The following is a 22,483-nucleotide window of genomic DNA, read 5'->3' on the forward strand; positions in this document are numbered from 1 at the left end:
CGCAGCCTCCTGGACGTTCATCGAGGCGGTCTCAAGCACGGCGCTGAACTTGTCCTTGGACGACCAGCCATCGGCGCCCTTGCCCAGAGCATCCGGCAGGCACCGCCCCTCAGCGCGGGCTTCCTTGCGCCACTTGTAGACGGTGCCCAGCGAGATCCCTTCCTGCTCCGCGATCACCTTCGGGGAGAGGTTGTGGGGAGGCAGCAGCTTGGTCACTACGGCTTGCCGGCGCTCCTCGGAGTAACGAGGCATGAGTGTCTCCTTTCGCCCCCTGGTCGGTTTATAAGAACAGGGTATCAGAGGGTGCGACACTCATCCTGACACTGGGGGGTTTGCCGCGTTAGTGGCATTGCCACATATCAGACGTTTATCGTCTCGGTTGACGCCGAGTGACATACGGCTGCTGCTCGAATTGGCATTGACCGGCAATGTCGCATTTTTCATCCTGCTCACCGCTGCAGTGCAGTATGCAGGTGTCGCGATTGCCGCGTTGATCAACGGATTGGTACCTGTAGCAGTGATGTTAACTGGCCGTCGCTATCTTCAGGCTAGTCGAGGTTCCATCTGTCTGTCGTTGACGTTGATTGGCGTAGGTATCGTCAGCATGAACGTGCCGGTCATTGCCCAGTTTCTTCAAGGAGGAGGCGAGTGGAGGGATATTATCGGCATGCTGTGCGCGTCACTGGGCGTGATGTCCTGGGCATGGTTTGCGCTACGCAATGCCACCCAACTCAAGATGGGCCGGTATTCCGCGCGGGAGTGGTCGACGCTGCAAGGGATCGCGACGGGGATCATGGCATTGGTAATTCTTTTACTGGTGGCAGTACTGCAGCCACAGATCCTGCCGCTGGAACTTCCCGCAGATCGCTGGTTGGCCTTTGGTGCCGCAGCGTTGTTCATGTCGGTGGGTGGCTCCTGGGTTGCCAACGCGTTATGGAATTCTTCGGCTCAGCGTCTTCCGGTATCGGTGGGCGGGCAGATGATCGTCTTCGAGACCTGTTGTGCGCTGTTGTATGGCTATCTGCTGGATTGGAAATGGCCTGTGGTGCATGAAGCCGTGGGAATGATGTTGGTTCTTGGAGGTGTCATGTGGACGATTCGTTCGGAAGAGCGCCTGTCTCGAATGCGGCCAGACGACGATAGCCGTAGGTGGGGAACTGTTCCAAGGCAAGCGTTACCCGCATGGCGAGATCCTTATTGATCTCTCGCCGTCGTGGCTTGGGTCAGTAGTACAGCGTCCGTTGTGGAAGCCCCAGCCACCGACACAGTTTGATGAGTGACACCGTACGGCCATTCCGGGCCATGACCGCCTGCAGCGACCGCACGAGTTCTCGTCCTCGTCGAGCAGGCGCTTGGTTCTTTTTAGCGCATAGATCTGCAGGTGGGCCTCGCCCAACGCCTCCCTGGTCTCCCGTAGTGCAGCCTCGTACTGCTCCCGGATATCCTGGGTCGGGCCCGAAGCGGTGCTAATGCCACTGGATCTCTCTGCCGCTTTCGGCGGCATCCTCAAAGTCCGAGCACTGCTTAGCGAGTGCAGTGTCACTGGCGAGCGATACTATGCAGCGCGTGTATGCCGCTGCCTCAACCAGCTTGAGGCCGTGTCGCTTTGCCAGGTAATACTCATACGGCAGCATCTCGGGTGATAGTCCAATGTCCTGATGCATGACGTTGATAAGCGTATTGACAAGCTTCGGGTCATTTTTCTTGTGGGCAAACTGGAGAAGATGCCGATAGTTGTAGGTAGTGCGGTAGTCGCCATCAATCGCCTTGCGGAAGTAGGCTTGTGCCTCTGGCCCGTTGCCCAGAATGGCATGCGTTTCGGCTAACAGGTTGTAGATATAGGCGTTTCGCTCAAGTGAGGGGGGGACCTTTCGCGATTCCACTTCTGCGAGCTCTTTCTCCAGCACTTCTCGACTGGTGCTGACAAGCGAGTTGAGATTCATCAGGTAGTCGACGGAGGCGAAGTGGGGGACATCGGACTCCGCCCGCCGGCGACGCTGTTCCGGTGGTAGTTCCCAAGCGGCTTCATTGACGGCCATCAGCCGGCTCTCCTGAGGCTCGTAGACAGTGTCGCGAGAGCCAGTGGCCTTGGCAGCACAGCCCTTGAAATCAATATTGAACTTGTTGTTTCCCTGGTTGATGAGGCACCTCAGTTCCTCGTCGCTGCGATTTGCCAAGGCGCTGTCGGAATACTTGCCCAAACGGCGAATCGCCATTTTCAGGCCATCTTGTGAATAGCCGGCCTTTGCCAGCAGCTCCACGGCATAAAGGTCCGCCTCGATCTCATCCGTGCGGTCCCAGCGATGGTAGATCAGCCCTTGTGCCGACTCCTTCAAGGCATCACCAAGAACCACTCCATAGCCGCCACCTGCGGCGATTTCACCTGCTCTCAAGGCGGTAATGGCGACACTCTGAAATTTCGATCTGGTGCTGTCACCATTGACCACATGTGACATTTCGTGAGCAATCAGGGCAGCAATCTCATCCTCTGATTCAGCCTGTGCAATCGCCCCTGCAGACAGCAGGATCGTCTTGGGGGAGGGGGTGAAGGCCTCATAGCCATTGGAGGTGTCGACCAGGACCTGGCAGTTGCAGGGCTCGCTGTTGACGGTATCGAGCCGCTCCTTGATGCCGTTCACATAGTCCAGAAGAGCCTGGTCACTGACCAGCACGCGGCCAATGCGGTGGACTTCCTGAAGGTCAGAGTTATCGACAGCGTACCCTTCGACGCCCTTCAGTTGCTTGTCTTCAAGTGAGATGGCAGCACAGCCGGTCAGGGAAAACGCGAGAACGGAAACGATGAAGAATCTACGGATCAGTCGCATGATTCACCGGCCCCCTTGACGCTGGCGGAGCGTGTATCCGAAGAGATTGACAGGGCCAGCGTGTCGCAGGCACTTGTTACCAGAGTTTCATTCTCGAGTACGACATCGGCGCGGGCGATGCGGTACTTCTGGCCCCCTGCCGAGAACACCAGCTCTCGCTGGGAGCCAGGTGCAAGGGTGGCGGAAGTGGGCAGGGCCAGTGACGAGATCTCCGTTACCAGTACCCATTCGTCACTGGCTACCTTTTGGGCCTCGGTAAAGTCCGGGCTGGGAATCTCGGCGATCACCAGGCGTTCAGCCCAGGCATTGGATGCCAGGCTGATGAGAGCAGCAGCGCAAAGTCCTTTAACGACTTTCATTCAGATTCTCCTTTATTTTCATGATGGCGGCTTCGTTACGAAGCACGATTTCGCGCAGTAGTGGAACGACGGCGATCAAGGAAAGCCATCCTTCCGGCACGATACGGAGGATGTTATGGAAGACGAGCTGTACCAGAACCACGGCTCCGGCGATGGCGGCCCACCAGAGAAGCACCCAGGGAAGCTTTCTTCGTAGCGGGCTGTTGTGGCGTCGCTCAGCCTGGCCCATGAAAAGCAGTACGGCGGCTGCCCAGAAGAGCAGTCCCCAGTACGTCATGTTGCGGTAGTGGAAGTAGTCATCATCGAGCCGCCAGAGGTTCTCGAAGGCCATGGCATGGAGCAGTACTCCGGGCACCCTTTCGTACACGGGGGTCTGGATATAGTCATGGGTGCTGGGCATGACGACGCCTACCATGACGGCATAGGGGGCATCCTCATCGATTCCAGGGGGAACGAGCGACACGGGGTCGTCACCATATAGTTGTGATGCTCTGACGATATGTACCGGCATGCACTTTGCCGGCAGGTGGCTGGGCTCGGCCTTGCTGTAGAGGCCTTGAAGCACTCCCTCCAGCAAGCGCTTAGCAAGCATCCGGATGTGGCTGCCGGGCTCTGCCGGGATGCACTCGCGGGATTCAACCGCTGTCCAGTGAACAGAAACGGCCGGCGCACTGGACGGGTCCAGCCATTCGCAGTCCTTGGCGCCGGCAGCGCAGAGTGTCTGGTACATCACTGTCGCGGGTGTGGGAGTGGTTTCGGTGGTCTCGGAGTCCTGGAACTGGATGGGGGCGCTCAAGGGGTAGAGCTCGCCGTGGCCGGACCATGCCGTGGCAGAAAGCCGGGGCTGGTCCAGGCGCTCATAGGCGTCGGGTGACATCGGCATGGGTGTGCCTCCGCCGGCGAGCACGATGTCAGTGCCGGTTTCCCTGTTGTCGATGAGTGACAGCCGCCTGCCTAGCCGTTCAAGCTCACCGCTGGCATCCCGCTGCTCCTCGAAGTAGATGTCATAGAATAGAGACGCCGGTGGACGCTCCTGCTTGACGGTCAAGTCACTGATAATCCGCGCATGATCCGTATAGTCGAGGGGCCAGTCGTTGCTGGACATCCAGCCGCTGCCATTGGCGTTGAGATCTCGGATGCTGGAAGCATCGATAGTGACAACGGTCAGCGGCGCCATCTCGACGCCCGAGAGACGGACATAGAAGTTGTGGTATTCGCGTGACAGGGCACGATCCGAGGTGGAGGAGAGCGTAAAGGGGTCGGCGAGGAGCGCCCAGGCCCCGAGTGCCAGGTACGTCAGGTATCGGACGGAGAGCCGGCACCATAGTTTGTGGCGCAGCGTATTCCACCTCTGCCGCCGGGGTTCAAGTGGCTTCATTGTGTCGTGCTCCTGCGTCGGTCTGGCTTGAACCCGCCTCGATGCTTCGTGAGATGGCGGCATAGTGCGACTTCCACACCATATGGGAGTCGACGAGATGCGTGAGGTCGTGATTCTTGATTCCGGCGATCGGGGCGATGATCGGCGAGTAGCCGATGGGCTTGCTGAGGAACAGGTTGGATGAGGTGTAGAGGTACTTCAGAACGTGGTCCTGGCGGCTGAAGCAGTTGTGGATCGTGCCCTTGACGCTGCCCGCTGCCTGTGCCCAGCCCGCAGCGTTAGCCCGACCCACGGCGCCACCGAGGAGGATGACCTTATCGACCTTGCAGACCCTTCGATTGGCGAGCTCCAGCAAGGCAAAATAGATCACTCGGCAGCCGAGAGAGTGGCCTGCCAGGGTGAATGAGGACTGAGGGGAGTGGGCGATAGCATCGGCAAGCTTCCTGCCAGCCGTCCTGGCGTTGACCATGGCCACATGCCAGGGGTTGCCGGCGAGCAGGTAGCACGATGTCAGGGTAGCCATGGGGCCGAGGCGTCGTAGTAGCCCTCGGCGGCCGAGCAGTACCGCACGATTGAGCACCGCTTGAAGTCCATGCCCCGACACTCCCTTTCCAAAGGCGAATCCGAGGCTGCGCAATGACTTCGAAGACCAGGTCACGCCATAAAGGGAAGCGGCACGATTGGTGCGGACATGTTGCTCCTGCCAGTCGCTGAAGCTGCTGTCCTGCTCCCGTAAGAAACCATTCAGGAACAGGCAGGCGCTCTCACTGCTGGGGACTACGGATAGTTGTTGAATGCAGAAGCTGGGGTCGTCATGGTGGTACTTGTACGCCAGGTTGCCGCCATAGGCGCCCCCCAGCACACCGGATGCCGAGGCGATCACCGCCTTTCCCGCTGCCTGACTGCCACCGATCGCGGCCAGAGAGGCGTCGCGCAGGGCTTCGCCACTCAATGATGAGATGGCAATGCCGGCGTCGTTCAGACCGAGGGTCCCCGTGCTGCCCAGCAGTGCGGCGACTGCCGGCGCTCCGCCGTCATGGCTCAGCATCAACCCTGCAGCTGCCAGGCCTCCGCTGCCCACATAGGCGGCATACTTGGCTAGCCGTAGGTAGTGGGGGCGGCGGCGTCGAAAGAGCTGGTCACATTCCGTGATATCGGGGAGTCGCTCAGGCCGCTCGAAGGCACTGATGCTGCCATCGTGTTCGGCACACAGCTGCCGGGCATAGCGGCGAAAAAGAGGGGTAGACTGGGTATCGGGGCCTTTTGCCATGTGGTCGCACAGGCGGCAGGCCACTGTTCTGCGCTGGCAGAACTGGCACCTGTAATGCTCCCTACCCAGATGGGCAGACACGGCCAATGAATGCTCAGTGTGGTGCAAGCACCAAGAGCAATAGGCCTGCAGAGAGCGGCTCTGCATTCCCTCCGTGGACATCTTGTGTTCCCTTGCGTAACGGTGGTGCTCTTGCTGGCGCCACTCGTAATTCTTATTATCGGAGCTCCATGAGGATGCACCGGCAATATTCCGATATTCTTACACTACCCCATCCATTTTTCTATACAGCCACTGGTTGGCTTTTTGCTTAGTACCAGATTCAATGAGAAGTGAGTGACCACTGACTTGGTAAGCCATGCGGTTGTAATATATGCACTGTATGCGACATTAGTCTTACTAGGTGTCAGATCCCGCATGATCGGCTTCTCGTTTGGGTGACAACTACGCTTGCAGATAGAGGTCATGCGAATTGGATTATCGGAAAAAGCTAATTTCTTCGCCATGATCTACCTGACTGGTAGCTCGGTGGGCCGCCTGTTTGAGTAGGTGCCGGGTCCCGAATGATCGCGGCGCTTATAGGAAGAATCACCCCTGCTAGCCGTCAGGCGCCCGATCGAAGGCATGCGCCTGCCTTTGCCGCGCAATCTTCCGCGCGGCCGCGCGGTTTTTCTTGATACGGCCCCACCTGCGTTGGCGGTCTCAATGCCTCGAGATCGCACCTCAATAGGCGGCTCACGCATTCGAATCGCCGTAACGTGAATGAAATTGATGTTCACTATGAGAATCTTCAGCTTGCTTCATGAAACGAAGATTTCGATAATCCCTGTCATTGCTTCGTCAGCGGCGTACCGCTGGGGATTGGCTCGTAGCCGCGAACAAAGGCCTACTCAATAGACAGATGCCTTAGATTCATGTTTCAGGAACCGGGGTGACAAGTCTAGATGAACAACGATTTTACCTTTACCGTCAAGAATATTCGTTTCGATGAAAACTATCGACCGTCGGACAGTACCCGCATCACGACCAACTTCGCCAACCTGGCCAGGGGTGAAGAGCGTGAAGAGAACTTACGTAACACGCTGAGGATGATTGATAACCGCTTCAATGCCCTGGCGGACTGGGATAACCCGAACGGCGATCGATATACCGTCGATCTGGATATCATTTCCGTTGAAATGGCAGTTGATGCCGCCTCTGGTGATAGCGCGCTTCCTCTCATCGAAGTGTTGAAGACAAGCGTTTTCGATAAGAAGAATAATGAGAGGATTGAAGGGGTTACGGGGAATAACTTTTCCTCCTATGTGCGGGATTACGACTTCAGCATACGGCTGAAGGAGCACAACAGGAACCAGGATGAGTTTAGTGTTCCGAATGATTTTGGCGTTTTGCATGGCAAGCTGTTTAAAGCCTTTTTAAACTCCGAGGCATACCGGGAGAACTTTAAAAAGCCTCCCGTCATTTGTATAAGCATCTCGAGTGCCAGGACCTATCATAGAACGGAAAACCACCATCCCGTACTGGGTGTCGAGTACCTTCAGGAAGAACACTCCCTGACCGATGAGTACTTCAACAAGATGGGGATGAAGGTTCGCTACTTCATGCCCCCCGGTAGCGTTGCGCCCTTGGCATTCTATTTCAGCGGCGACTTGCTCAGTGACTACACCAGCCTTGAGCTAATCAGCACCATTAGCACAATGGATACGTTCCAGAAGATTTATCGTCCGGAAATCTACAATGCCAACTCGGCGGCGGGAAAAGCCTATCGGCCGAGCCTGAATCAGCAGGACTATTCACTGACTCGAATCGTCTACGACAGGGAAGAGCGTAACCGGCTGGCGACCGAGCAGGGTAAGTTTGTTGAAGAAAGCTTCATCAAGCCATATCGCCATATTCTCGAGCAATGGTCCGCCAACTGCGCTCTTTGATTTATTCTTAACGGGATCTTCTATCATGGCAAAACTGTTACCCACCTCGACTGCCGGCAGCCTTCCCAAGCCATCCTGGCTGGCAGAGCCTGAAGTACTGTGGTCACCCTGGAAGCTGCAGGGCGAGGGGTTGGCGGAGGGCAAGCAGGATGCGCTGCGCCTGGCGCTGCATGAGCAGCAGCATGCCGGCATCGATATCGTCAGCGATGGCGAGCAGTCCCGCCAGCACTTTGTCACGACGTTTATCGAGCATCTCAACGGCGTTGACTTCAACAAGCGCGAAACCGTCAGGATTCGCGACCGTTATGACGCCAGCGTGCCCTCGATCGTCGGCGACGTATCGCGTCAGAAGTCGGTTTTTGTGGACGATGCCCGGTTCTTGCGTCAGCAAACCACGCAGCCCATCAAGTGGGCGCTGCCCGGCCCCATGACCATGATCGATACCCTTTACGACGGTCATTACAAGAGTCGTGAAAAGCTTGCATGGGAATTTGCCAAGGCCCTGAACCAGGAGGCACGCGAACTGGAGGCCGCCGGCGTCGATATCATTCAGTTCGACGAGCCTGCCTTTAACGTTTTCTTCGATGAGGTGAACGACTGGGGGATCGCCACGCTGGAGAAGGCGATTGAGGGTCTGAAGTGCGAAACGGCCGTGCATATCTGCTATGGCTACGGGATCAAGGCCAACACCGACTGGAAAAGCACCCTGGGCACCGAGTGGCGCCAGTACGAGGAAGTGTTCCCCAGGCTGCAGGAGTCCAATATCGATATCGTCTCTCTGGAGTGCCAGAACTCGCGCGTTCCGATGGAGCTCATCGAGCTGATCCGGGGCAAGAAGGTCATGGTCGGGGCGATTGACGTGGCCACCAATACCATCGAGACGCCGGAAGAGGTAGCCAGCACCCTGCGCAAGGCGCTTCAGTTTGTCGACGCCGAGAACCTTTATCCCTCCACCAACTGCGGTATGGCGCCGCTGTCTCGCCAGGTGGCCAGGGGCAAGCTTGATGCGCTGAGTGCCGGTGCCGACATCGTGGTAAAGGAACTCGCCGGCTAAGCAAGACGGCCGATCCAACGGCCGCCTCGCGGGCTGTTCGAAGACGGTTTACGCGAACCCTTCGAGCACGATCTTACCCTTGGCCTTGCCGCTCTCCAGCAGCGCATGAGCGCGCTTGAGGTTCGATGCATTGATCGTACCGAAGGTCTCGGTGGCGGTGGACTGGATTCGGGCGGTGTCCAGCAGGGCCGCGACCTTGTCGAGGATCCGGCCCTGGCGATCGATGTCGGGGGTGGTGAAGAGCGCCCGGGTGAACATCAGCTCCCAGTGGATGGACGCCGCCTTGGTCTTGAACGGCATCACGTTCAGCGACTCGGGATCATCGATCAAGCCGAAACGCCCCTGGGGTGCGATCAGGTCGGCCACCTGTTCGGCGTACTGCCCGGAATGGGTGGTCGAGAACACGAAGCCGGGCCGACCGATATCCAGCGCCTCGATCTGCGCCGACAGCGGTTGATGGTGGTCGATAACGTGGTGGGCGCCCAGCGTCTTGACCCAGGCCTGGGTCTCCGGACGGGAGGCCGTGGCAATCACGGTCAGGTCGGTCAGGGCCCGCAGCAGCTGGATGGCGATCGAGCCCACGCCGCCGGCACCGCCGATGATCAGCACCGCCGGCGCCGCGCCGGGCACCGGGTCGGTGACACGCAGGCGGTCGAACAGCATCTCGAAGGCGGTCAGGGTGGTCAGCGGCAGGGCAGCGGCCTGGGCGGCCGGCACGGACTTCGGTGCATGCCCGACGATGCGCTCATCGACCAGGTGAAACTCGCTGTTGGTGCCGGCCCGGCTGATGTCACCGGCATACCAGACCCTGTCGCCCGGGGAGAAGCGAGAGGCACTTTCTCCCACCGCGACGACCTCGCCCACCGCATCCCAGCCGAGCACCACGGCCTGGCCCTCACTCGGGGCGCGATTCTGGCGAACCTTGCCATCCACCGGGTTGACGGATACGGCCTCGACCTTGACCAGCAGGTCATGGCCGGAAGCGCTCGGAGTGTCGAGCTCGATGTCGATCAGGGCTTCATCGCGGTCGATGGAACCGGCTTCGTAGTAGCCAATGGCTTTCATGGTGTCTGTCTCCGTAGGTGGTGAGTAGTGCTATATAACGCCGGGCCGTCGCGCCTGCTGTTATGAATGAGGCCGTTATGGATAGGGCCATCATAGTATCGCCGGGACGCCGTAAAAACAGGCCAGTAGCGAAGACATAATCCGGAATTTCCGTATAATCAGCAGGGCGAGTGCCCGAAGCCGCGGCGTCATGGTGTATGAGACGCCCTAGGCATGCTCCTCAGGCCGAAGGCGGCCCTTGATCACAACGAGAATCCGGTGAAATCGTCACATGCTGCTCGATAACATTGCGCTGTTCCTGACCATCGTGGAGAAGGGCAGCCTGACGGCGGCGGGGCGCGAGGTGGGTCTGTCGCCGACCTCGGTCTCGGAGCGCCTGGCCGCGCTGGAGGCACACTATGGGGTGGTACTGCTCAATCGGACCACGCGCGCCATCAGCCTCACCGAAGAGGGCCGCACCCTGGTCGAAGGCGCCCGGGAGCTGCTGAACGGCGTGACCGACCTGGATACCCGCATCCGTTTCGGTGCCGAGACCCTGACCGGCACCATTCGCTTGAGTGCACCGAGCGACACGGGACGCCATCTGATTTCACGCGCCCTGGAGGCGTTTCAGCACAGGCACCCGGGCATCCGGGTCGAGCTGCTGCTGTCGGACGGCTATGTCGACATCGTGGGGGAGGGCATCGACCTGGCCTTGCGCTTCGGTGCCATCATGGACAGCACCTTGAGGGTGCGTTCGCTGGGGGATTTCAGGCGATTGCTCTGCGCCTCGCCCGCCTACCTCGAGGCGCACGCCGCGCCTCGTCATCCCATCGATCTCAAGGCGCATAACTGCCTGGTGATGCGTTTCGGGCAGAACCTCGATAACGAATGGCACTTCGAGACGCCGGAGGGACCTCAAATCGTGACGGTGAAGGGTAATCGAGTCGCCAATGACGGGGCGATGGTCCGTCAGTGGGGGCTGGAGGGCCTGGGCATCGTGCTCAAGTCGGAGCTGGACGCGGTGGAAGACATTCGCCGCGGCCGGCTGATCGAATTGCTGCCGGACTGTGCGGCGGCTCCCGCCCCGGTGCAGCTATTGTTCCCGCCTGCGCGGACCCAGCCGCGTCGGGTCAAGGCGCTTGCCGACCACCTGGTCGAGACCTTCGCCACACTGGAAACCCTGCCGCGGCAGGGCTGATCCTCCAGGTCTCTGAAAGGAGCGCTTAGTCCCAGTGGGGCGCGATATCCGGGTCGGCGATGCGTTCGCCGCGGTCCAGTGCGGCGATGGCCTGCATCTCCTCGTCGCTGAGCGTCAGATCGAAGGCGGCCAGGTTGCTGCGAATGTTCCTGGCCTTGGTGGACGAAGGGAAGGTCACGATATCCTGGGCCTTGAGCCAGGCCAGGGCGATCTGGGCCGGGCTGGCGTCATGGGCCTCGGCGATCTGCTTCAGGGTGGCATCCTCCATGACCTTGCCCACGGCCAGCGGCATGAAGGCGGTCACGGCGATGTCGTGCTCCTGGCACTTCTCGATCACCGCGCGGTTCTGCAGGAAGGGGTGCACCTCGATCTGGTTGGTCAGGAGCTCGCCGCGTCCGAGGATGGATACGGCGCGGTCCAGCTGCGCGCGCGTAAAGTTCGAGACGCCGATGTGGCGTGCCTTGCCGGAGGCCTTGACCCTCTTGAGCGCCGGGAGGTAGTCCTCCATCGCGACCTCATCGTTGGGTGACGGCCAGTGAATCAGCAGCAGGTCGACGTAATCGGTCTTCAGCCGCTCCAGGCTCTCATCCACGCTCTTTTCCAGGTCGCCAGGCACGAGACGGTCGTACCAGACCTTGGTGGTCAGGAAGATCTCGCCGCGATCGATGCCGCTGTCGGCCAGCACCTCGCCGACCTCGGCTTCGTTCCCGTAGAACTGGGCGGTATCGATATGGCGATAGCCCGCCTCCAGTGCCGTGCCCAGGCTGTTACGCAGGGTATCTCCCTCGAGACGAAAGGTGCCGAAGCCGGGGTTGGGGAGGGTTGTGACGGTCATGAAGTCTCCTGATTGCATCAGTAGGGTGCATAGGTTGAGGCCCGGCGACGCTGTCGAGCCATGTCATGACGATGGGGATGGTGAGTCGATGAGACAATGCAGGCGACGAAAAAAAGATTATCGTGCTAACTGAATAGCCGGGCGGCGCCTGCCATCGAACCGTTCACCGCGCGGGCCGATGATCTGGCGACTCTGCCTGGGGGCGAGTGCCCCCGACGGGAGCGCTGATGCATATCAGGCAGGCCAGGATCAGCACGATGCCCGCCCAGCCCATGGCCGGCAGGCGCTCGCCAACGATGGCCACCGCCAGCCCGGCCGCCACGACGGGTTCGAACAGGGTGATGGTGGTGGCAGTACTGGCGGGAATGCGGGCCAGGCCGTGGCCGAAGCAGAGATAGCCCAGCAGCATGGGGACCACGGCCATATACAGGCCCACGGCGGCGTTGCCCCAGGAGGCCAGCAGCGGCGCCCCGGTCAGCAGCAATATCGGCAACAGCAGGAGACCGCCGATGCCGAAGGTGGTGCCCATCGCGGCACGAGACGCGATGCCCTGCTGCATCAGGCGGCGCGATGTCCAGGAATACAGGGCATAGCTCAGCCCGGCCAACAGGCCGAGCAGGGTGCCCGGGATCACGCCGGTCGCCGTTCCGGCGGGTACATGCCCCGAACCTTCGGCCAGGCACAGCAGTAGCATGCCCGATAGCCCAAGCCCCGCCCCGAGCATCCAGCGGGCGCCGAGGCGCAGCCCGTCCAACCGATATTCGATCAACGCCGAGAGCAGCGGCGCCGAGCCAATGGAGACCACCGTGCCGATGGTGACGCCGGCCAGGCGCATGGAGGCATAGAAGGCCAGCGGGTAGATGGCCACGGCGATCGCGCCCACGAGGAGCCAGCGCCACTGCGCCTTGAGCTGGTCGCGATGGCGGCGCACCCTGCCTGCGGCCAGCATGGCCTGCATCAATCCGCCGCCGCCCATGGCGGCCGCGCCAATGGCCACGGCACTGACCTCCGGGGCGAAGGTGGCCGCGGTGCCGGTCGTGCCCCAGAGCACCGCCGCCACCAGAACGCTCAGGATTCCCAGTAGTCGATCGTTTCCAGGTAGTGCCAAGATGCCTCCCGCATCGTCGATGCCATGATGCGCGCATTATGCAGGCAGTCACTGTGGCTCTCCAGGCCTGCCCCGGCCATGGCACCCTCCCGCCATTTCGGTGCCGTGGGTCGCCCCGTTTTTCCTTCGCTGTGTATGATGGGGCGTATCGATATCATCAGCACTTAATACGCGGGGAAGCATCGTGAACACGGAGAGTCACTCTCAGCTGGCGGCCTTTATCTGGTCCGTGGCGGATCTGCTGCGCGGCGATTTCAAGCAGTCTCAGTATGGCCGCATCATCCTGCCCTTTACCCTGCTGCGACGCCTGGAGTGTGTGCTTCAGCCTACCAAGGCCGAGGCGCTGGCCGCGGCGCATGCCCACCAGGCCAAGCCTGAGGCGGTGCGCGAGAAGCTGCTGCTGCGGGCCGCCGAGCAGCCCTTCTTCAACGCCTCACCGCTGACGCTGGGCACGCTCTCCGACACCCAGACCGCCGATGACCTGATGAGCTATGTGCAGTCGTTCAGCCAGGACGCCCGGGAGATCTTCGAGCACTTCGAGTTCGAGGGCTTCGTTCAGCAGCTTTCGGCCAGCGACCTGCTCTATCAGGTGGTGCAGCGCTTCGCCTCCATCGACATGAGCCCGCAGCGGCTGTCCAACTACGGCATGGGCCTGGTGTTCGAGGAGCTGATCCGCAAGTTCGCCGAGAGCTCCAACGAGACGGCGGGGGAGCACTTCACCCCGCGGGACATCGTCCACCTGACCACCTCCCTGGTGCTGACCGGCCAGGAGCAGAAGCTGCGCCCCCACGGCATCGTCACCGTCTACGACCCCACCGCGGGCACCGGCGGCTTCCTCTCCGAGAGCGACGAGTACATCCAGCAGGTCAGCCAGGACGTGACCGTCTCGCTGCATGGCCAGGAGCTCAACCCCGAGTCCTACGCCATCTGCAAGGCCGACATGCTGATCAAGGGCCAGGCGGTGGAGCAGATCAAGCTCGGCAACACCCTCTCCGATGACCAGCTCCCCGCGGAGCGCTTCGACTTCATGCTCTCCAATCCGCCGTTCGGGGTGGAGTGGAAGAAGGTGCAGAAGGCGATCAGCGATGAACACAGCCACAAGGGCTACGAGGGCCGCTTCGGCCCCGGCCTGCCGCGGGTCTCCGACGGCTCGCTGCTGTTTCTGATGCATCTGGTGAGCAAGATGCGCGCCCGCCAGGAGGGCGGCTCGCGTATCGGCATCATCCTCAACGGCTCGCCGCTGTTCACCGGCGGGGCGGGCAGTGGCGAGTCCGAGATCCGCCGCTACCTGCTGCAGCACGACCTGGTGGAGGCCATCGTCGGCCTGCCCACCGACCTGTTCTACAACACCGGCATCGCCACCTATGTGTGGGTCCTCTCGAATGACAAGCCCGCCGAGCGCCGCGGCCGGGTGCAGCTGATCAACGCCACCGGCCGGGCCAGCAAGATGCGCAAGTCGCTGGGCAGCAAGCGTCAGTTCGTCGGCGACCACGATATCGAGGAGATCGTGCGCCTCTACGGCGCCTGCCAGGAGAGCGAAGAGAGCAAGCTGTTCCCGGTGGAGGCCTTCGGCTACCGGCGCATCACCGTGGAGCGGCCGCTGCGGCTTAACTTCCAGGCCAGCCCCGAGCGCCTGGCCCGGCTCGATGACGAGAAGCCCATCCAGAAGCTCGTTGATGCCGAGCGCGAGGCCCTCAAGGCCGCCTGCGCCACCCTGGACCCGGAACAGCGCTTCACCAACCGTGATGCCTTTACCAAGGCCCTGAAGGCCGCGCTCAAGCAGCACCTGCCGGAGGGCATGAAGGTCGGCGCCCCGCTGCAGAAGGCCATCCTCAATGCCCTCTCCGAGCGCGACCCCGAGGCCGACATCTGCCTCGACAAGAAGGGCAACCCGGAGCCCGACACCGGCCTGCGCGACTTTGAAAACGTGCCGTTGGGTGAGTCGGTATTCGATTACTTCAGGCGCGAAGTGCAACCCCACGTCCCCGACGCCTGGATCGACGAGGACAAGCGCGACCCGCTGGATGGCCGCATCGGCATCGTCGGCTTCGAGATCCCCTTCAACCGGCACTTCTATCAGTTCACGCCCCCGCGCCCGCTGGAGGAAATCGACGCCGACCTCAAGGCCTGCACCGACCGGATCAAGCAAATGATCGAGGAGATGGCGGTATGAGTTTTCCGCAGTATCCCGAATACAAGGACTCCGGCGTCGAATGGTTGGGTGAGGTGCCTGCGCATTGGGATGTGACACCAGTAAGGGCTTTTGTTGAAGAACAGACAGCAAAGAATGTTAGCGGCGATGAGGAAAACTATCTATCGCTAATGGCTAATGTTGGTGTCATCCCATATGCAGAAAAAGGTGATGTTGGTAATAAAAAGCCAGATGACCTTTCAAAATGCAAAAAAGTAGATATTGGTGACTTGGTCATCAACAGCATGAACTATGGCATTGGCTCGTATGGTCTTTCTGGACTCAAGGGAGTGTGCAGCCCCGTTTACATTGTCCTACGCCCGTTGGAGGAAAAGGTACTTCCACGTTATGCGTTAAGAGTGTTTGAGAACAAAGAGTTCCAGAAGCTGGCCCAGTCTTTCGGTCAGGGGATCTTGGTACATCGATCAGCCATTGGCTGGGATAATTTGAAAAACATTAAGGTCCCGATGCCAGGAACAACCGAGCAAGCCCAGCTATCAACCTTCCTCGACCACGAAACCTCTCGCATCGACGCCTTGGTAGAGGAACAACAGCACCTGATTGAGCTGCTCAAGGAGAAGCGCCAGGCGGTGATCTCCCATGCTGTGAACAGCTTTGCAGAAGGTCCAGAAGGAAAGTTGGGGCACTATATAGATTTGCTCCCTGGATATGCATTTCCCAGTAGCGGGTTCGAACATGATGATGGGATAAGACTTTTACGTGGTGCCAACGTAAGCGTTGGTAATACTCGCTGGGACGATGTGGTTTATTGGCCTTATGAAAATACCAAAGGGCTTGATGAGTACTGGCTCAAGGAGGGCGACCTAGTCATTGGCATGGATCGACCATGGATCAGTGGCGGTGCACGAGTGGCAAGAGTTAGAAATAGTGATCTTCCAGCACTGCTGTTACAGCGCGTTGCCAGGCTTAGAGCAAGAAGTGGCCTTGAACAAGATTTCTTAGAGCTAGCCCTCTCAAGCCAGGAATTCAAGGAAAGTATTGAGGCTGATATGACGGGGGTCAGCGTTCCTCATGTCAGTCCTGAGCAGATTTCCTCCTTCAGGATTGCGCTCCCCAGGATTGATAAGCAGTCTGAAATTGCTCAAGAGACACGTCGAGAGCTAGGCAAGATCGAAAATCTGCTTGAAGAGGCGTCTATCAATATCTCTCTGATGCAGGAGCACCACTCCGCCCTGATCTCCGCCGCCGTCACCGGCAAGATAGATGTTCGCGGCTGGCAGCCGCCGGCGGGCTCAACGGCATCCACTGAGGCAGCCCAGACGGAGGCGGTATGACGCAAGGACGCAGCATCCGGCTCTTCCTGGTGGACGGCACGCCCAACGGCCTGCTGACTGCCGAGATCATGAACTGGACCGGCCATGTGCTCACCGGGCCGCGCAGCAAGCTCAGCGAATTAGTGCAGCGCTCCGAGTGTGGCCGCACCGGGATCTACTTCCTGGTCGGGCCGGATCCCGAGAACAGCCTGCGCCCGCTGGTCTATATCGGCGAGAGCGACGACGTCGGCACCCGGCTCAAGCAGCACAACCGCCCCGAGGAGAAGGGAGGCAAGGACTTCTGGGAGAAGGTCTGCCTGGTCACCAGCAAGGACCAGAACCTCACCAAGGCTCACGTAAAGTACCTGGAAAGCCTGCTGATTCAGAGCGCTGGTCAGGTAGGGCGGTGCAAGCTGGTCAACGGCACCGCTCACGAGTACATCAACCTGCCCGAGTCGGACCGCGCCGATATGGCGTTCTTTATGGAGCAGATTCGCACCGTGCTGCCGGTGCTGGGTTTTGATTTTCTGCGTGACCGGCCGATGCCTTCCAGTGAGCCGGTTGCCCAAGAAGCGCCTGCTGAAGCTTCGCCCCGCTTCAGCCTGGAGTTGCCAAGGCACGGCATCCGCGCCACCGGGCAGGAGATCGACGGAGAGTTCTACGTCTTCAAGGGCTCCCAAGCCCGAGGCAGCTGGGTCGGTACCGAGCGTGGCTATCAGAGCCTCTACAATCAGCTCTGCGAGGACGGGATGCTGGTGGAAGGCAGCAACGGCACTCGAGTTTTCAACGAAGACCAGAGCTTCAGCAGCCCCAGCGCTGCTGCCGCGGTGGTCTCCGGCCGTAGCGCCAATGGGCGTATCTCCTGGAAAGCCGAGAGTAGCGGCATGACCTACGGCGAGTGGCAGGATCGGCAGGTGAGTGAAGCTGCGATGTGCGCTGAATCTATGAGTAATGGCATGGATGGAGATCGTCGATGAAGTTTGAAACCTTTCAGGCTGGGCGTTGGATTCAGCAGTATCAGTACAAAAGCTTCAGCCCAGTCACCGTGAGTCGTGAGTGGAGCTGGGAGGATCCGCAGATCAATACCCTTCTGGAGCGAGCTTCTCGAGCCCTCGCAGAACTGGATGCCTTCACCTTGATCGTGCCGGATGTGGACCTGTTCATTCAGATGCACATCACCAAGGAGGCCAACAACTCATCCCGAATCGAGGGCACCCAGACCGAGATGGATGAGGCGGTGCTGGACAGCAGTCAGCTGGCCCCCGAAAAGCGCGATGACTGGCAGGAGGTGCAGAACTACGTTCAGGCGATCAACGAGGCGGTCGAAGAGCTGGAGCGTCTACCGCTGTCCAATCGGCTGCTCAAGCATACTCATGCCGTCTTGATGCAGGGAGTGCGTGGCGAACACAAGTCTCCCGGGGAGTTTCGTGTCAGTCAGAACTGGATCGGTGGCAGCAGCCTGGCCGATGCCGCTTTCATTCCACCTCACCCTGATGACGTGCCGGAGTTGATGGGGGATCTGGAGCTGTTCTGGCACAACGACAATGTCAGCGTGCCGGAACTGATCCGGATCGCCATCAGTCACTACCAGTTCGAGACCATCCATCCCTTCCTGGACGGTAACGGTCGCATTGGCCGGCTGCTGATCGCCCTTTACCTGGTCGGCAAAGGACTACTGCGCAAGCCTTCGCTGTACCTGTCGGACTTCTTCGAGCGCAACCGGGCCAGCTACTACGATGCGTTGACCCGGGTGCGGATGTCGAACGACATGGTTCACTGGGTCAAGTTCTTTCTGTCGGCGATCATCGAGACGGCCGGCAAGGGCAAGACCACCTTCGCGGAGATCCTTGAGCTACGCCAGGAGATGGACCATCTGGCATTCGGCTACGGCAAGCGGGCCGAAAACGTTCAGAAGCTGCTCAAGCATCTCTACAAGCGCCCGGCAGTCACGGCCAGCCAGGTCAGTGATTTGCTGGACGTGACCCACCAGACCGCTTCTGCCCTGCTCAACAAGATGGTAGAGGACAACATGCTGAGTGAGATTACCGGCTACCAGCGCAATCGGATCTTCGTTTTCGAGCGATACATGCGTCTATTCCGGACATGAACCGCATCGGTCGGCTTGCGTGTAAGGCAAGGGGGTCAGAATTGACATATGCCTCTCTTGTGTAAAGGAGGCTCCTCTATCTTTACATATGGCCAACCTTGTGTAAGGTTGACACCAGTATCGACTTAGCCACAGATGTCCGTTAACAACACCCCCCACGCCTCTCACGGAAGCGCACCTTGGGGGGTTACTTTTTGCCAAACCGTGCGATGACATATTCAGAATCTGAGTTCCAACACTATCGAGAACGGCTGGTCGGGCTGACCGACCGCCATGCTAGCCATGATGCTGAAATGAGTCCTCGCCGATTGCCGGGTGGTCTTCTGCAGGGCAATGTACCGCCCTAAGTCGCCTTCTCCTAATATCCCGGACGCGCTAGGCTGTTATTCATAATGACGCTAAGCGCAGGGGACAACATGGCGGATAGCAGGGAAGCCCGCTTCCAGCAGGACATCGTCGAGGCCATGGTGGCCGGTGGGTGGAAAACCGGCACGGCCAGCGGTTATGACCGCGCTTCGGCGCTCTATACCGAGGATCTGCTCGGCTACGTACGCGAGGCCTGGCCGGAGCGCTGGGAGAAGTTCTGCAAGGCCAATCCCCAGGCGCCGGAAAAAGTGTTCGTGCAAAAGACGGTGCGCGAGCTGGAGCGGGCCGGCACCCTGGAGGTGCTGCGCCACGGCTTCAAGGTGCCGGGGGTGAAGTTCGACCTCTGCAGCTTCCAGCCCGACCACGGCATGAATCCCGATTCTCTGGCTCGCTACCGCGCCAACCGCCTGCGGGTGGTGCCCGAGGTTTCCTACTCGCCCCACGCCCGGGAAGGGCAATACAACCCGCGCCTCGATCTGGTGCTGTTCGTCAACGGCATCCCCACCGCGACGCTGGAGCTCAAGAGCCAGTTCAAGCAGACGGTGGAGAACGCCAAGCGCCAGTATCGCCAGGACCGCCCGATCAAGGATCCCGTCACCCGCAAGCCGGAGCCGCTGCTGACCTTCAAGCGCGGTGCCCTGGTGCACTTCGCGGTGAGCCAGGCCGAAGTGGCCATGACCACCAAGCTGGCCGGCAAGGACACCTTCTTCCTGCCCTTCAACCGCGGCACGGAGGAGGGCGGTGCCGGCAATCCGCCGGCGCCTAACGAGCATAGTTACGCCACCGCCTATCTGTGGGAGGAGGTGTTCGCCCCGGATGCCTGGCTGAAGGTGCTCGGGCGTTTCCTGCACCTGGAGAAGAAGACCCGCGAGGACTTCCACGGCCGACGCACCACCAAGGAGACGCTAATCTTCCCGCGCTATCACCAGTGGGAAGTGGTCAACCGCCTGGTACAGACCACCCTGGCGGAAGGGCCGGGGCGGCGCTACCTGGTGCAACACAGCGCCGGTTCGGGCAAGTCGAACTCCATCGCCTGGGCCGCCCATCAGCTGGCCAACCTCTACGCCGAGGACGGGAAGAAGCTGTTCAACTCGGTGATCGTGGTCACCGACCGCACGGTGCTCGACAGCCAGCTCCAGGACACCATCTACCAGTTCGAGCACGCCCACGGCGTGGTGTACCCGATTACCCGCGATGTCGGCAATCAGAGCAAGTCGGAGCAGCTCGCCGAGGCACTCGCCAGCAACACCCGCATCATCATCGTCACCATCCAGACCTTCCCGGCGCTGTTCGACGCCCTGGACAAGCGCCCCCAGCTCGCCGAGGGCCATTACGCGGTGATCGCCGACGAAGCTCACTCCTCCCAGACCGGCAGTTCGGCCACCAAGCTCAAGGCGCTGCTGGCGGCCGCAGGAGAGACCGCAGTAGAGGAGAGCGGAGGCGAGGACAGCGACGAAAGGGAAGGCCGCGAGGGCACCGGCGAGCTGGAAATAAGCGCCGAGGCGATGCTGGATGCCGCCGTGGCCTCACGCCGCCCCAGCGAGCGCATCAGTTATTACGCCTTCACCGCTACGCCCAAGGCCAAGACCCTGGAGCTGTTCGGGCGAGTGCCGGATCCCGATCTACCGGCGAGCGCCGACAACCTGCCCGAGCCGTTCCACCTCTACTCCATGCGCCAGGCCATCGAGGAAGGCTTCATCCTCGATGTGCTCACCAACTACGTCACCTACGGGACCGCCTGGAAGCTCGCCCACCCGGACGGCGAGGACCAGGAGGTGGATTCCAAGAAAGCCTCGCGGACCCTGGCCAAGTGGGTGCGCCTGCACCCCTACAACATCGCCCAGCGGGTCGAGGTGATCGTCGAGCACTACCGCGACAACGTCCGCCACCTGCTCGACGGCCAGGCCAAGGCCATGGTGGTCACCGCCAGCCGCCAGGAAGCGGTGCGCTATCAGCTGGCCATGCGGCAGTACATACAGGAACAGGGCTATGGCGACGTTCATCCCATGGTGGCCTTCTCCGGCAGCGTGCCGCCCGACGAGGTGATTCCCGAAGAGGTCACCGAGACCAGCCAGCGGCTCAATCCCGGGCTCAAGGGCCGCGACCTGGCCGAGGCGTTCGACACCGACGATTACAACGTGATGATCGCCGCCAACAAGTTCCAGACCGGCTTCGACCAGCCCAAGCTGTGCGCCATGTACGTGGACAAGAAGCTCCAGGGCGTGGACTGCGTGCAGACCCTCTCCCGGCTCAATCGGCTGTTCCCCGGCAAGCAGACCTTTATCCTCGATTTCTACAACGACGAGCAGGAGATCCTCGACGCCTTCGCGCCTTACTACCGCAAGGCCGAGCTGGCCGATGTCTCCGACCCCCAGGTGGTCTACGACCTGCAGCGCACCCTGGATGCCAGCGGCATCTATCAATGGTCCGAAGTAGCGGCCTTCGCCAAGGCCTTCTTCGATCCCAAGGCCCCGGCATCGAGCCTCAGCTATTACTGCCGCCCCGCCCAGGACCGCTTCAAGCAGCGCTATCAACTGGCCCTGGAGCAGCTCCAGGTCTGGAAGGAAGCTCGCCAGGTCGCCGCACAGAACGGCGACGACAAGGGCGTGAAGCGCGCCGAGCAGGAGATCAAGGAAGCCGGCACCACCCGCGACGAGCTCGACCTGTTCCGCAAGAACCTGCAGAGTTTCGTGCGCACCTACGAGTTCCTCAGTCAGATCGTTACCTTCGACGACCCCGAGCTGGAGCAGCTGTGCGTGTTCGCCCGCCATCTCCACCCGCTGCTGCGCACCGACCGGCTGCTGGAAGAAGAGGGCATCGACGTCAGCGAACTGGAGCTGACTCACTACCGCCTCACCAAGCGCGAGGAGAAGCGCCTGCGCCTGGAAGAAGCCGAGGGCGACTACGGCCTCACCCCGGTCAGCGACGTCGGCTCAGGCAAGCCCCACGACCCCGAGAAGCAGCGCCTAGCCGAGATCATCGACCGGCTCAACGACCTCTACGGCGCCGAGGTCAGCGACGACGACAAGCTGCACTTCGCCAACGGCATCGCCGACCGTATCGAACGCGACGAAGCGGTAATGGCCCAGGTGCGCAACCACAGCGAAGACCAGGTGATGCACGGCCTCTTCCCGAAGAAGGTCACCGACGCCGTGCTCGACGCTCTCAGCGACCACGAGAAGCTCAGTATGCCGCTGTTGGAGGATGAGGAAACGGGAAGGCAGTTTGCGTTGTTAATACTGAAGTTGCTGGCGGGGAGGGCGAGCCGTGACTTTCATGCTGAGTAGCAAGCTAAGGAAGGGACCTATTATGACTGCTAACGACCCGAAGCGGCCATGCTGGCAAATGCAGCAGGCACGTTCATCGATGTTATGTCGCATGCGCTGCGATTGGTGTTATGTGGCCGAGCTATACTTAATTCCTAGGATTTTCAATAAGCTAAGAAATGGGCGGGCGCTCTGTATAAAATTCTTGAACGCGCACGCGCGTTCAAGTGGGAAAACGCGCGTGCTACCTAATATCTGTTAAGTGTAGGTACGTTAT

General features: G+C 60.4%; 17 protein-coding genes. 9 read left to right on the forward strand and 8 right to left on the reverse strand.

Going from position 1 to position 22,483, the window contains the following annotated elements:
- Nucleotides 1-252, reverse strand: a 252-nt coding sequence (locus Q358_RS0113025; RefSeq protein ID WP_027962406.1) for a helix-turn-helix domain-containing protein, incomplete at its 3' end; no start/stop codon positions are given.
- Between the two features lie 166 nt (nt 253-418).
- On the opposite strand from Q358_RS0113025, the gene Q358_RS17465 reads away from it, so the two are divergent.
- Nucleotides 419-1,201, forward strand: a complete 783-nt coding sequence (locus Q358_RS17465) for a DMT family transporter (RefSeq protein ID WP_051530376.1) — start codon at nt 419-421, stop codon at nt 1,199-1,201.
- A gap of 265 nt (nt 1,202-1,466) precedes the next feature.
- Here the strand turns inward: Q358_RS17465 and Q358_RS0113035 are convergent, their stop codons facing one another.
- The 4 genes from Q358_RS0113035 to Q358_RS17990 are packed head-to-tail and all read right to left on the reverse strand — an operon-like array spanning nt 1,467 to nt 5,832.
- Entirely contained in the window at nt 1,467-2,825 is a 1,359-nt protein-coding gene (locus Q358_RS0113035) for a M48 family metalloprotease (protein ID WP_051530377.1), read from the reverse strand.
- Nucleotides 2,816-3,184 (reverse strand): hypothetical protein, encoded by a 369-nt coding sequence (locus Q358_RS0113040; RefSeq protein WP_027962408.1) that lies wholly within the window; start codon nt 3,182-3,184, stop codon nt 2,816-2,818. The genes Q358_RS0113035 and Q358_RS0113040 overlap by 10 nt, the downstream gene beginning before the upstream one ends.
- A complete protein-coding gene (locus tag Q358_RS17470; RefSeq protein ID WP_051530379.1) occupies nt 3,171-4,562 on the reverse strand; it encodes a CHASE2 domain-containing protein in 1,392 nt (463 codons plus the stop codon). The genes Q358_RS0113040 and Q358_RS17470 overlap by 14 nt, the downstream gene beginning before the upstream one ends.
- On the reverse strand, nt 4,549-5,832 hold the full coding sequence (locus Q358_RS17990) for a DUF726 domain-containing protein (protein WP_169735521.1): 1,284 nt from the start codon (nt 5,830-5,832) through the stop codon (nt 4,549-4,551). The genes Q358_RS17470 and Q358_RS17990 overlap by 14 nt, the downstream gene beginning before the upstream one ends.
- Before the next feature lie 944 nt (nt 5,833-6,776).
- Between Q358_RS17990 and Q358_RS0113055 the strand changes: the two genes are divergently transcribed.
- Both Q358_RS0113055 and Q358_RS0113060 read left to right on the forward strand, forming a co-directional pair.
- A complete protein-coding gene (locus Q358_RS0113055; RefSeq protein ID WP_027962409.1) occupies nt 6,777-7,760 on the forward strand; it encodes a DUF1852 domain-containing protein in 984 nt (327 codons plus the stop codon).
- A gap of 25 nt (nt 7,761-7,785) precedes the next feature.
- A complete protein-coding gene (locus Q358_RS0113060; RefSeq protein WP_027962410.1) occupies nt 7,786-8,814 on the forward strand; it encodes a methionine synthase in 1,029 nt (342 codons plus the stop codon).
- 48 nt (nt 8,815-8,862) lie between these two features.
- Here the strand turns inward: Q358_RS0113060 and Q358_RS0113065 are convergent, their stop codons facing one another.
- On the reverse strand, nt 8,863-9,879 hold the full coding sequence (locus Q358_RS0113065) for a zinc-binding alcohol dehydrogenase family protein (protein WP_027962411.1): 1,017 nt from the start codon (nt 9,877-9,879) through the stop codon (nt 8,863-8,865).
- Nucleotides 9,880-10,150: 271 nt separating this feature from the next.
- Between Q358_RS0113065 and Q358_RS0113070 the strand changes: the two genes are divergently transcribed.
- Nucleotides 10,151-11,059 carry a LysR family transcriptional regulator gene (locus Q358_RS0113070; protein ID WP_027962412.1) on the forward strand — a complete coding sequence of 303 codons (909 nt, stop codon included), beginning with the start codon at nt 10,151-10,153 and terminating at the stop codon, nt 11,057-11,059.
- A 25-nt stretch (nt 11,060-11,084) separates the two neighbouring features.
- Here Q358_RS0113070 and dkgB read toward each other — a convergent pair whose 3' ends face one another.
- Together dkgB and Q358_RS0113080 are read right to left on the reverse strand one after the other, a co-directional pair.
- Nucleotides 11,085-11,894, reverse strand: coding sequence for a 2,5-didehydrogluconate reductase DkgB (gene dkgB, locus Q358_RS0113075; RefSeq protein WP_027962413.1), 810 nt, complete (start codon nt 11,892-11,894; stop codon nt 11,085-11,087).
- 163 nt (nt 11,895-12,057) lie between these two features.
- Nucleotides 12,058-13,002 (reverse strand): DMT family transporter, encoded by a 945-nt coding sequence (locus Q358_RS0113080; protein ID WP_043488332.1) that lies wholly within the window; start codon nt 13,000-13,002, stop codon nt 12,058-12,060.
- A gap of 184 nt (nt 13,003-13,186) precedes the next feature.
- Between Q358_RS0113080 and Q358_RS0113085 the strand changes: the two genes are divergently transcribed.
- From Q358_RS0113085 to Q358_RS0113105, 5 genes are all read left to right on the forward strand, one after another.
- Nucleotides 13,187-15,175, forward strand: a complete 1,989-nt coding sequence (locus tag Q358_RS0113085; protein WP_027962415.1) for a type I restriction-modification system subunit M — start codon at nt 13,187-13,189, stop codon at nt 15,173-15,175.
- Nucleotides 15,172-16,488, forward strand: coding sequence for a restriction endonuclease subunit S (locus Q358_RS17995; protein ID WP_051530382.1), 1,317 nt, complete (start codon nt 15,172-15,174; stop codon nt 16,486-16,488). The genes Q358_RS0113085 and Q358_RS17995 overlap by 4 nt, the downstream gene beginning before the upstream one ends.
- The gene (locus tag Q358_RS17485) at nt 16,485-17,444 is read left to right on the forward strand and encodes a GIY-YIG nuclease family protein (RefSeq protein WP_051530384.1); all 960 of its coding nucleotides are present in this window, start codon (nt 16,485-16,487) and stop codon (nt 17,442-17,444) included. The genes Q358_RS17995 and Q358_RS17485 overlap by 4 nt, the downstream gene beginning before the upstream one ends.
- Nucleotides 17,441-18,574, forward strand: a complete 1,134-nt coding sequence (locus Q358_RS0113100) for a Fic family protein (protein ID WP_027962416.1) — start codon at nt 17,441-17,443, stop codon at nt 18,572-18,574. Before Q358_RS17485 ends, Q358_RS0113100 begins: the two co-directional genes overlap by 4 nt.
- Before the next feature lie 416 nt (nt 18,575-18,990).
- On the forward strand, nt 18,991-22,227 hold the full coding sequence (locus Q358_RS0113105; protein ID WP_027962417.1) for a type I restriction endonuclease subunit R: 3,237 nt from the start codon (nt 18,991-18,993) through the stop codon (nt 22,225-22,227).
- The last annotated feature ends 256 nt before the right edge of the window (nt 22,228-22,483 follow it).

Source organism: Halomonas halodenitrificans DSM 735 (assembly GCF_000620045.1).
GTDB lineage: Bacteria > Pseudomonadota > Gammaproteobacteria > Pseudomonadales > Halomonadaceae > Halomonas > Halomonas halodenitrificans.